Origin of the sequence: Pseudomonas sp. AP19, assembly GCF_001728855.1 — a bacterium.
GTDB classification, from domain to species: Bacteria; Pseudomonadota; Gammaproteobacteria; order Pseudomonadales; family Pseudomonadaceae; genus Aquipseudomonas; species Aquipseudomonas fluorescens.
This window is the reverse complement of the sequence record NZ_LXJP01000050.1, coordinates 42,297-53,179: the sequence shown is the minus strand read 5'-3', so window position 1 is coordinate 53,179 and position 10,883 is coordinate 42,297. Positions and strand designations below refer to the sequence as shown.

Genomic DNA, 10,883 nt, shown 5'->3' with positions numbered 1-10,883 from the left:
AATGTGGGAGCGGGCTGGCTCGCGAAGGAGCCAGTTCAGGCGCCGCTCAACTCAGGCATTTAACAACCGATACCCCACACCCGCCTCGGTCACAATAAACCGCGGCTGAGTCGGGTCGTCCGCGAGCTTCTGGCGCAAGTGGCCGACGACGATGCGCAGATAGTGGCTGTCTTCGGTGTGAGTCGGCCCCCAGATATCCTTGAGCAGTTGCTGCTGGGTAATCACCCGCCCAGGATGCCGCGCCAATTGCGCCAGCACCGCATACTCCTTGCGGGTCAGCGCGACTTCGACGCCGTCCAGCAACACGCGGCGATAGGCCAGGTCCACCGTCAACGGGCCGAAACTCAAGGCGGCTTCCTGGGCTTCTCCCGCCGGTGCCTGACGCAGCAATGCGCGCACGCGGGCGAGAAACTCCTGGATCCCGAAGGGTTTAGTCACGTAGTCATTGGCGCCGCTATCGAGGGCTTCGACTTTCTGCACTTCACTGGCGCGCACCGACAGCACCAACACCGGCACCGTCGACCACTCGCGAAACTCGCGCAACACTTGCTGGCCGTCCATGTCGGGCAAGCCAAGGTCGAGCACCAGCAAATCCGGTTTGCTCAATGCCGCTTGGGCCAGGCCTTCGTTGCCGGTGCCGGCCTCGATCACCTTGTAGCCCTGGGAGGCCAGGCTGATCCGCAAGAATTTGCGGATCTGCGGTTCGTCATCAATGACTAAAATCGTCGCGGTCTGGCTCATGGTGTCCAATCAAAATCCGTGGAGAAAAGAGGGTAGCTCAAGGCTCGCGTTCCAGGCCAGGCTGTGTCGGCAATGGCAGGAACAAAGTGATGCAGGTGCCCCGCCCTTCAATGCCCTCGGCGACGCTGATACGGCCACCGTGGGCGCCGACCATGCCCTGGCAGATCGCCAGGCCCAGGCCGGTGCCCTGCCCGCCACGATCACCGCGGGCGGCGGTGTAGAACATATCGAAAATCTTCGCGCGCTCGTCTTCGGGAATGCCGGGGCCCTCATCGGCCACCGCAAAAAACAGCTGGTTGTCCACCACACCAGCAGTCACCTCCAAATGTCCCTGGGGCGGAGAGAAACGCGCGGCGTTTTCCAGCACATTGACCAGCGCTTGCTCGATCAACGCAGCGTGCACGTACAGCAACGGCAACTCCGCCGGCACCTCGGTTTTCACCTGCAACGGCGCCAGCACCGCGCGTAAACGGCCCAGTGCACTGCCGACGATATCACCGGGCGAGACCCAATCACGCGCCAGCTTGAGTGCGCCGTGGCCCAGGCGCGTCATGTCCAACAGGTTCTGGATATAGCGGTCCAGGCGCTCGGCTTCATCGCGCGTGCCTTCGAGCAATTCGCGGCGATCTTCCAGGGGAATGGCCTCCCCGAGGGCCAACAGGCTGTCGATGCTGCCACGCATGGACGTCAACGGTGTGCGCAAATCGTGGGACACCGACGCCAGCAAGGCGCTGCGCAGTTGCTCGGTCTCGCCGTGCAGGCGCGCGGACTCCAGCTCCTGTGCCAATTGCGCACGTGCCAAGGCCTGCGCCAACGGTTGGCTCAGTGCCGTCAGCAGGCGACGGCGTTGGCCGCTCAATTCCAGGCCCGGCTTGGGGCTCACACCGAGCAGGCCCAAAGGCCCCTCCTCACCCGACAGCGGCCACCACCACCAGCGCCCAAACGGCAACGTGCCGGTGCCCATGCCGGCCGGTTGATCATGCTGCCAGGCCCAGTCGGCGGCGGCGCGTTCGGACTCCGTGAGGTTCAACGGCGAACCCGTCTCGACCTTCCAGCCGCCCTGGCCGTCGCGATTGACCAGGCACAGGTCCAGATCGCTCCAGCCTTCCAAATGATGGGCCGCCGCACTGATTACCGCCTGGCGGTCGGTGGCGGCGGTGAGTTTGCGCGACAGGTCGAGCAGCTCGCTGGTTTCTTCCTGAGTATCCCGCAAGGCCTGTAGCTGCCGACGCTGGCGCGCGGCCAGGTTGCCGGTCAACGCGGCCATCAGCAGGAAAAACAGCAGGGTCAACACGTCCTCTTCACGCTGGATAGCGAAGGAGAAACTCGGCGGGATAAACAGAAAGTCATAGGTCAGGAACGACAGCGCCGCGCACACCAGCGACGGCCCGAGGCTGCTGCGCACACCGACCAGCAATACCGCCGCGAGAAACACCAGGGAGATATTCGGCAACGGCAACACGCTGGCGACCGCCCAGGCCAACGCCGCCGCCACCACGGTCGCGACTACCGCCAGGCCGTAGTCGAACCACACCAACCCACGCACATCCGGCAGGCGTGGGGGCGCGGGCATGTCATCGCTGTCGAGGACGTTGATTTCCAAGCCACGCGCATTGCGCAGCAGGCGCGCCGCCAGCCCGCCGCCGAACAAACGACGCCGCCAGCGCATACGCGACTGCCCGACCAATAGCAGGCTGGCGCGGCGTTCGGCAGCATGTTGAATCAGTGTCTTCGCCACCTCCCCCGCCCGCAGCAGCACCACTTCCCCGCCAAGCCGCTCGGCGAGTTGCTGCGCGTTTTGCAACCGCAGGCGCGATTGCTCATCCCGCGCACGGCCGTTATCGATATGCACCAGGCTCCACGGCAAATGCCGACGCTGGGCGACACGGCTGGCGTGGCGCACCAGGCGCTCGGCCTGCGCATCGCCATCGATCCCGACCAGCAAGCGGCCACGGACCGCCGGCGCGGCCTGGCCGAGTTGCCGATAACCCTGGGCCAAATCGTCATCGACGTGGGCGGCGGCGGTCTGCATGGCCAACTCGCGCAAGGCCATGAGGTTGGTCTGGGTGAAAAACGCATCAATGGCCGCGCGAGCCTGTTCCGGTACATACACCTTGCCGTCGCGCAGGCGTTCAAGCAGCTCGCGCGATGGCAGGTCGATCAGCAACAGTTCGTCAGCTTCTTGCAGCACCCAGTCCGGCAGGGTTTCGCGCACTTGCACGCCGGTGATGCCGCGCACCTGGTCATTGAGGCTCTCCAGGTGCTGGACGTTGACCGTGGTGAACACGTTGATGCCGGCGGCGAGCAGCTCCTGAATGTCTTGCCAACGTTTTTCATGGCGGCTGCCGGGAGCGTTGCTGTGGGCCAGTTCGTCGACCAGCACCAGTTTGGGCTTGGCCGCGAGCAGGCCGTCGAGGTCCATTTCTTCGAGCATCACACCGCGGTATTCACTGCGCAGCAACGGTTGTTGCGGCAGGCCGCTGAGCAACGCTTCGGTCTCGGCACGGCCATGGGTTTCAACCACCCCGGCGACCAGGCGCACGCCCTGGCGCAGTTGGGTGTGCGCGGCCTGAAGCATGGCGTAGGTCTTGCCCACACCCGGCGCGGCGCCGAGAAAGACTTTGAGCCGGCCACGGCCGTCCCGTGGCAGGTCGGCTAACAGGGCATCGGCGCGGCCGGAGTCGCTCATGCTTGGGTTCCTTCAGGTATTCAAGTCACTGAACATCCAGTGTGGGAGCGGGCGTGCTCGCTCCCACACGGAATTCAGAGTTTTTCCAGCGCCATGTTCAGCGCCAATACGTTGACCACCGGCGGCCCTACCAGCGGGCTTTCGATGTGCTCATCGAGCAAGCGTTGCAGGGTCGCCACCGGCACATTCCGCGCAGCTGCCACACGCGCCAGTTGATAGGCAATCGCCGCGGGTGGCAAGTGTGGATCAAGACCGCTGCCGGAGGTAGTTAGTGAGGCAAGAGGCACCGGCCCCTGCCCTGCCACCAACTGTTTGTTGGCATCATCAAAGATGCGCGTTGCCAATGCCGGGTTGCTTGGGGCGAGGTTACTCGCGCTGCTGGAAACCGTCGCGAACGCGCCCGCCGATGGGCGCGGATGGAACCAGCCGTCACCGGTAAAGTCCTGGGCAATCAGGCTTGAGCCGCGCACTTTGCCGTCGGCATCACGCACCAGGCTGCCGTTGGCCTGAGCAGGAAAGGCGACTTGCGCGACACCGGTCACGACCAGTGGGTAAGCGACGCCGGTGATCAGGGTCATGAGTACCAGCAGGCTCAGGGCCGGGCGGATCATGGTGGACATTTCAAATTCCTCACGTGAGTCATTGCAACCTGTGGGCGCCAGCCTGGCCCCCACAGGAATCGGGTCAAACCAGGTGCAGCGCCGTCAGCAGCATGTCGATCGCCTTGATGCCCACGAATGGCACCAGGATCCCGCCCAGCCCGTAGATCAGCAGGTTGCGACGCAGCAACGCCGCCGCACTCGCTGCCTGTACGCGCACACCGCGCAACGCCAGGGGAATCAGCACCACGATAATCAGGGCGTTGAACACGATGGCCGAGAGAATCGCGCTCTGCGGGCTCTGCAAGTGCATCACGTTGAGCACGCCCAGTTGCGGGTAGATCGAGGCGAACAGCGCCGGCAGGATCGCGAAGTATTTGGCCACGTCGTTGGCGATGGAAAAGGTCGTCAACGCGCCGCGCGTCACCAGCAACTCTTTGCCGATCTGCACCACATCCAGCAATTTGGTCGGGTCGCTGTCGAGGTCAACCATGTTCGCCGCTTCACGCGCCGCCTGGGTGCCATCGTTCATTGCCATGCCGACGTCCGCCTGGGCCAGTGCCGGGGCATCGTTGGCACCGTCGCCGCACATGGCGACCAGGCGACCGTCATTTTGCTCATGACGAATGCGTGCGAGTTTTTTCTCCGGGGTGGCTTCAGCCAGCACGTCATCCACGCCGGCTTCAGCGGCAATCGCGGCAGCGGTCAACGGGTTGTCGCCCGTCACCATCACGGTACGGATCCCGAGTTTGCGCAGCTCGGCAAAACGTTCGCGGATGCCGGGTTTGACCACGTCTTTGAGATGGATCGCACCGAGCAATTTGCCATCGGCGCACACCAGCAATGGGGTACCGCCGCTCTGGGCGATCTTGTCGATTTCCCGTGACAGCGCCGGTTGCAGGTCGCGACGTGGCTGGCCGATAAATGCCAGCAGCGAATCGACGGCGCCTTTACGGTACACCCGGCCCTGATAGTCGACACCGGACAGGCGCGTTTCAGCACTGAACGGCACAGAGGTCAGTTGATCCAGTGTCGGCTCGGCCTGAGGGTGCAAGGCACGCAGGTATTCGACGATGGATTTACCTTCTGCCGTGTCATCCGCCAGGGAGGCCAGCAACGCACCTTCGGCCAACTCACGGCCACTGACGCCGGGCGCAGCGATTACTGCGGCACAGCGACGGTTACCGAAGGTGATGGTGCCGGTCTTGTCCAACAGCAACACATGCACGTCACCTGCCGCTTCCACCGCACGTCCGGACTTGGCGATCACGTTGAGGCGCACCAGGCGGTCCATACCGGCAATACCGATGGCTGATAACAGGCCGCCGATGGTGGTAGGAATCAGCGTCACCAGCAGTGCGACCAGGAACACCAGCGGCAGGTTGCCATTGGCGAAGTGGGCGAACGGCTGCAGCGTGACCACCACCAGCAGGAAGATCAACGTCAGGCCGATCAGCAGGATATCCAGCGCGACTTCGTTAGGGGTCTTCTGGCGCTTGGCGCCTTCCACCAGGGCGATCATGCGGTCCAGTGTGGACTCGCCCGGGTTGACGGTGATGCGCACCAGCAGCCAGTCCGACACCAGGCGTGTATTGCCGGTGACGGCCGAACGGTCACCGCCGGACTCGCGGATCACCGGGGCGGATTCGCCGGTAATTGCCGCTTCGTTGACTGCGGCGATACCTTCGATGACCTCGCCATCACCGGGGATCATTTCCCCGGCGGCAACGCGTACCACGTCGCCTTTACGCAGGCTGGTGGCCGGTACGACCTTGAAGCTGCCGTCGGCTTCCTTGCGGCGCGCACTGAGGCCTTCGCTGCCGGCTTTAAGGCTGTCGGCGCGGGCTTTGCCGCGGCCTTCGGCCAGGGCTTCGGCGAAGTTGGCGAACAGCACGGTGAACCACAACCACACGGCGATTTGCACGGCGACGAAGGTCGGCACCGCGGTGTCAGGCACGAAGCACAGCACGGTGGTCAGCATGGCGGTCAATTCGACCACCAGCATCACTGGCGAGCGTTGCAGTTGGCGTGGGTCGAGCTTGACGAAAGCCTGGACCAGCGCCGGGCGCCACAGGGCTGACATGGCGGTTTTTGGCGACTCCTGAGTGTTCACGGGAGCGGCATTTTTTGCAGGCATATTCATTTTCATATCCCCTTAGAAGCCCATGCTCAGATGTTCAGCAATTGGGCCCAGTGCCAGCGTCGGCAGGAAGGTCAGGCCGCCCACCAGCAAAATGGTCACGGTCAACAGGGTCACGAACAGCGGGCCGTGGGTCGGGAAGCTGTTCTGGCCAATCGGCGCGGTCTTCTTCATCGCCAGGCTGCCGGCCAGGGCCAGTACCGGGAGGATGTAGCCGAAGCGGCCGATCAACATCCCCAGACCCATCATCAGGTTGTGGAACGTGGTGTTGGCACTGAAGCCGCCGAACGCCGAGCCGTTGTTGGCACTCGCCGAGGTGTAGGCATACAACAATTGACTGAAACCGTGCGGGCCAGAGTTACTGATAGCCCCCGCCGGACCCGGCAGGCTGGCGGCGATGGCGCCCAGTACCAGGGTGCCGATCGGCATCACCAGCAAGGTCACCACCAACAACTGCACTTCCTTGGCCTGGAGCTTCTTGCCGAGGTATTCCGGGGTGCGGCCAATCATCAGGCCGGCGAGGAACACGGCGATCAACACGTTGAGCAGCATGCCGTACATACCGGCACCGACGCCGCCGAAGATCACTTCGCCGACCATCATGTTAACCAGCGCCACCATCCCGCTCAGCGGGTTGAGGCTGTCGTGCATGCCGTTGACCGAACCATTGGACGCCGCCGTGGTGGTGACCGACCACAACACCGTGGCGGTGGTGCCGAAGCGGACTTCTTTACCTTCCAGCGGCGCGGTTTGTTCCACAGCGGGATTGTTCAGGGTCGGATTCGGCTGGTATTCGGCCCACAGCGAGGTCGCGCCGCCGATCAGGAACAGGGCCAGCATGCAACCGAGAATCGCCCGGCTCTGGCGCAGGTCTTTCACGTAGTGGCCGAAGGTGAACACCAGTGCCACCGGGATCAGGATGATCGCCGACAACTCGAACAGGTTGGCCCAGGCAGTCGGGTTCTCAAACGGGTGTGCCGAGTTGACACCGAAGAAGCCGCCACCGTTGGTGCCCAACTGCTTGATCGCAATCTGGCTGGCCGCAGGGCCCAGCGGGATCACCTGGTCAACGCCTTGCAGGGTCACGGCGTTCACATAGTGAGCGAAGGTTTGCGGGACGCCCTGCCAGACCAGGAACAGCGCGAACACCAGGCACATCGGCAGCAGGCCGTAGAGGGTGGCGCGGGTCATGTCGACCCAGAAGTTGCCCAACGTCTTGGTGGATTTGCGACCGATCCCACGGCACAGGGCGACAAGGACCGCCAGACCGGTGGCCGCGCTGACGAAGTTCTGCACGGTGAGGCCGACCATCTGGCTGAGGTAGCTCAGCGAGGCTTCACCGCTGTAGTTCTGCCAGTTGGTGTTGGTCATGAAACTGACCGCCGTATTGAAGGCCAATGTCCATTCCTGACCCGGCAATTTCTGCGGGTTCAGGGGGAGCACGTCCTGGAACAGCAAGATCGCGAATAGCAACACAAAGCCAGCCAGGTTGAACGCCAGCAACGCCAGCGTGTATTTCTGCCAGCTCTGTTCCTGATGCTCGTCCACGCCCGACAGGCGATAGCACACCCGCTCGACAGGGCCGAGAACCGGCGACAGCCAGGTGCGCTGGCCCTCCATCACCTTGTAGTAGAACCGCCCCAGGAACGGTGCCGGCACCAGTACCACGGCAAAGAAGGCGATGATCAGCCAATAGTCATAACTGTGCATAGCCTGCTCCTAGTTCCGATCCGCGCGTAACAGCGCAACCAGCAGATAAATGAACAGTGCCACGGCCAATAGCAGTGACACCCCGTCCAGAACGCTCATGGAAGTCTCTCCGTTTTGCGGCGATTGCCGCGTGTGGGTCAATTGTCGGCAGGAGTGGCGTAAAGGAACGAGAGCGAGGGTACGGTCAGGCCGTAAAGACGGCGTAAAGAGTGGGTTTATGCGCGGTTTACAGGGGCGTGTTTTGACGGTTGCGGCCTCATCGCAGGCAAGCCCGGCGCCCACAGTTGACCACAACCCCAAGTGGGAGCCGGGCTTGCCCGCGATGGCGGCAGTTCAACCACCACCGCCCTTAACTGGTGCAATGACAGAAATTTTCAAACGCCAAACGATCTCCTCGGCGACAGTTCGGCGTCTTTACGACACCGCATCGCACAATGGCATGGCCGCTGCAACACCCTGAATCATTCCAAACCGTTCAGGGAGCGCTACACGATGAACACACAACTCAAACCCACCTTGGGCACCTTGCATTTGTGGGGTATTGCGGTCGGGCTGGTGATTTCCGGCGAATACTTTGGCTGGAGCTACGGCTGGGGCGTGGCCGGTACGCTGGGCTTTCTGGTGACGTCGTTGATGGTCGCCGCCATGTACACCTGCTTTATATTCAGCTTTACCGAGCTGACTACCGCGATTCCTCATGCGGGTGGCCCGTTTGCCTACAGCCGTCGCGCGTTTGGTGAGAAAGGTGGCTTGATCGCCGGGCTCGCGACATTGATCGAATTTGTCTTCGCACCGCCCGCCATTGCCTTGGCTATCGGCGCCTACTTGAATGTGCAGTTTCCGGCACTCGACCCAAAACATGCAGCGGTCGGGGCTTACCTCGTGTTCATGGGCCTGAACATTCTCGGGGTGAAACTCGCGGCGACTTTCGAACTGGTGGTATGCGTGCTCGCCGTCGCGGAATTGTTGGTGTTTATGGGGGTGGTCGCGCCGGCGTTCAGCTTCAGCAACTTCGCCCTCAATGGCTGGGCCGGTTCTGACACCTTTGGTGCTCCAGCGATTGCCGGGATGTTTGCAGCCATTCCTTTCGCCATCTGGTTCTTCCTCGCCATCGAAGGCGCGGCCATGGCTGCCGAGGAAGCGAAAGATCCCAAGCGCACCATTCCCAAGGCCTACATCAGCGGCATTCTGACCCTGGTAATCCTGGCCATGGGCGTAATGTTCTTCGCCGGCGGCGTGGGCGACTGGCGCACCCTGTCGAACATCAACGACCCGTTGCCGCAAGCCATGAAATCCGTGGTGGGTGACAGCTCCGGCTGGCTGCATATGCTGGTGTGGATCGGCCTGTTCGGCCTGGTCGCCAGCTTCCACGGCATCATCCTCGGTTATTCGCGCCAGTTCTTTGCCCTGGCCCGTGCCGGTTACCTGCCGTCTTTCCTTGCCAAATTGTCGCGTTTTCAAACGCCGCACCGCGCAATCATTGCCGGTGGCGTGGTCGGTATCGCCGCCATCTACAGCGACGGCCTCATCAACCTGGGCGGTATGACGCTGACGGCAGCGATGATTACCATGGCCGTGTTCGGTGCCATTGTGATGTACATCATGAGCATGCTCAGCCTGTTCAAGCTGCGTAAGACTGAACCGCTGCTGGAACGCACGTTTCGCGCACCGGGTTATCCGATCGTGCCGGGCATCGCGCTGGTGCTGGCGATGGTGTGCCTGGTGGCCATGGCGTGGTTCAACGCACTGATCGGACTGATCTTTTTAGGCTTTATGGCCGTAGGGTTCATCTACTTCCAGCTGACCGCACAAGACCGCGCCGATGCACCGGCGGATGCAATGCTGACAGGGCTCTAAGGTTAACGGGACGGAACAGGCCTACAATGAACTACTAAGAAAGCCTGTTACTCAAAGCAGTTATTACCGTGGGAAAATTCTCCCACGGTAGTCCGTCTCAAGGAGAGCCTTATGCCGTGGTATGCGTGGTTGATTTTAGTGGTAGCGATCGGATCGATCGTCGGTGGGCTGCTGATGCTGCGTGACAGCGCCAACAAGGTGGAACTCACCGACGAACAACGCAAACGCGTAGCCGATCGCAACGCGCAGGCGGATGCCAAGGATGCGCAAGATCGCTGAATCCTGAGCTACTCCCAGTCCGCCTTGGCAATCTGCAACCCGTGCTGGCCTTTATAGGCCGCACGTTCGGGCTGGCGCCAGCCCTTGAGCAGCTCATCCTCCAAACGATAAACCTCAACACCCAATGGACGACACACCGTCAGCGGGTCTTGCGCGTCCGGCCCCCACATCGGCAACGACAGATCGCCGCCAGGGCACGTCGACAGCGCACACAACAAATCGATCTCGGCAAAAAACTCCAGGTAATCGCCCTTCTGCGCCGGGCAGGCTTTCATGAAGTACATGTCGTCATGATTGAGGCCCGTGCACTGGAAAATATTCAGCACGTCGTGCACGTCGAACTCCGTCAGGCCGTGGGGCAACACAGCTCGAGTCAAGTTGGAGTGGCAATGGTGATGGAAATCTTCGCCGGTCAGCATACGGTTCACATACGGATCACAGCGCGTACCGAGCAAATCGTGCAGGCGCCCACCATGTTCATCAATGCCATAGCCCGCCAGGCTGTCATCGGTGATGGTCACCAAGGGCCGCAGAAAAGGCAGGTTCGACCACAACCGGTCATGGGTACTGACATGAGCACCTTGCAACTGCCGCGTGCGCGCTGCCCATAACCGTTCGCGCGGGTCATTGGCGTTCCACACATTGAAGTCGCCTACCTGCGGGCCCACCGGGGTGGTGACACGGAACACGTGCCCGGCCGGCACCTTCCACGCCCTCCCCGTGCGAATCGGCACCTCAAACTGCTCGACCAGCGTACGTTTATCCGCCTGTTCGCGAATACGTTCGTAGAACGCTGTGTCCACTTGCAGCGCCGAGCCTTTGCTGACCTGATAAGCGGCCGGATAGTCTTTGTACATGATGCGGTTCC

The 10,883-nt window shown here is 62.2% G+C and carries 9 protein-coding genes; 2 read left to right on the top strand and 7 right to left on the bottom strand.

Annotated features, from left to right (window positions below; all coding sequences use genetic code 11):
• Positions 1 to 51: 51 nt before the first annotated feature.
• The 6 genes from A7D21_RS26615 to kdpF all read right to left on the bottom strand — a co-directional run bounded on the left by A7D21_RS26615 (position 52) and on the right by kdpF (position 7,978).
• Positions 52 to 741: a response regulator gene (locus A7D21_RS26615; protein WP_053255124.1), complete on the bottom strand. Its 690-nt coding sequence runs from the start codon at positions 739 to 741 to the stop codon at positions 52 to 54.
• A 37-nt stretch (positions 742 to 778) separates the two neighbouring features.
• Positions 779 to 3,430 (bottom strand): sensor histidine kinase KdpD, encoded by a 2,652-nt coding sequence (locus A7D21_RS26610; protein WP_069553085.1) that lies wholly within the window; start codon positions 3,428 to 3,430, stop codon positions 779 to 781.
• Positions 3,431 to 3,504: 74 nt separating this feature from the next.
• On the bottom strand, positions 3,505 to 4,050 hold the full coding sequence (gene kdpC / locus A7D21_RS26605; protein ID WP_053255122.1) for a potassium-transporting ATPase subunit KdpC: 546 nt from the start codon (positions 4,048 to 4,050) through the stop codon (positions 3,505 to 3,507).
• A gap of 64 nt (positions 4,051 to 4,114) precedes the next feature.
• Positions 4,115 to 6,172: a potassium-transporting ATPase subunit KdpB gene (kdpB, locus tag A7D21_RS26600; protein WP_371850832.1), complete on the bottom strand. Its 2,058-nt coding sequence runs from the start codon at positions 6,170 to 6,172 to the stop codon at positions 4,115 to 4,117.
• A gap of 12 nt (positions 6,173 to 6,184) precedes the next feature.
• On the bottom strand, positions 6,185 to 7,879 hold the full coding sequence (gene kdpA / locus A7D21_RS26595) for a potassium-transporting ATPase subunit KdpA (RefSeq protein ID WP_069553084.1): 1,695 nt from the start codon (positions 7,877 to 7,879) through the stop codon (positions 6,185 to 6,187).
• A gap of 9 nt (positions 7,880 to 7,888) precedes the next feature.
• Positions 7,889 to 7,978, bottom strand: a complete 90-nt coding sequence (kdpF, locus tag A7D21_RS26590) for a K(+)-transporting ATPase subunit F (RefSeq protein ID WP_003218754.1) — start codon at positions 7,976 to 7,978, stop codon at positions 7,889 to 7,891.
• 393 nt (positions 7,979 to 8,371) lie between these two features.
• Here kdpF and eat point away from each other — a divergent pair, with 393 nt between their 5' ends.
• Positions 8,372 to 9,736 (top strand): ethanolamine permease, encoded by a 1,365-nt coding sequence (eat, locus tag A7D21_RS26585; protein WP_053255119.1) that lies wholly within the window; start codon positions 8,372 to 8,374, stop codon positions 9,734 to 9,736.
• Between the two features lie 111 nt (positions 9,737 to 9,847).
• Positions 9,848 to 10,015, top strand: a complete 168-nt coding sequence (locus A7D21_RS26580) for a DUF2897 family protein (RefSeq protein ID WP_064502997.1) — start codon at positions 9,848 to 9,850, stop codon at positions 10,013 to 10,015.
• Positions 10,016 to 10,023: 8 nt separating this feature from the next.
• Here A7D21_RS26580 and A7D21_RS26575 read toward each other — a convergent pair whose 3' ends face one another.
• Positions 10,024 to 10,872 carry a DUF1989 domain-containing protein gene (locus A7D21_RS26575; protein ID WP_053255118.1) on the bottom strand — a complete coding sequence of 283 codons (849 nt, stop codon included), beginning with the start codon at positions 10,870 to 10,872 and terminating at the stop codon, positions 10,024 to 10,026.
• Positions 10,873 to 10,883 lie beyond the last annotated feature (11 nt).

Coding starts and splice junctions, on each gene's coding strand:
- A7D21_RS26575 (WP_053255118.1), bottom strand. CDS start 10,872: ATGTACAAAGACTATCCGGCCGCTTATCAGGTCAGCAAAGGCTCGGCG.
- kdpC (WP_053255122.1), bottom strand. CDS start 4,050: ATGTCCACCATGATCCGCCCGGCCCTGAGCCTGCTGGTACTCATGACC.
- A7D21_RS26615 (WP_053255124.1), bottom strand. CDS start 741: ATGAGCCAGACCGCGACGATTTTAGTCATTGATGACGAACCGCAGATC.
- kdpA (WP_069553084.1), bottom strand. CDS start 7,879: ATGCACAGTTATGACTATTGGCTGATCATCGCCTTCTTTGCCGTGGTA.
- kdpB (WP_371850832.1), bottom strand. CDS start 6,172: ATGAATATGCCTGCAAAAAATGCCGCTCCCGTGAACACTCAGGAGTCG.
- A7D21_RS26610 (WP_069553085.1), bottom strand. CDS start 3,430: ATGAGCGACTCCGGCCGCGCCGATGCCCTGTTAGCCGACCTGCCACGG.
- eat (WP_053255119.1), top strand. CDS start 8,372: ATGAACACACAACTCAAACCCACCTTGGGCACCTTGCATTTGTGGGGT.
- A7D21_RS26580 (WP_064502997.1), top strand. CDS start 9,848: ATGCCGTGGTATGCGTGGTTGATTTTAGTGGTAGCGATCGGATCGATC.
- kdpF (WP_003218754.1), bottom strand. CDS start 7,978: ATGAGCGTTCTGGACGGGGTGTCACTGCTATTGGCCGTGGCACTGTTC.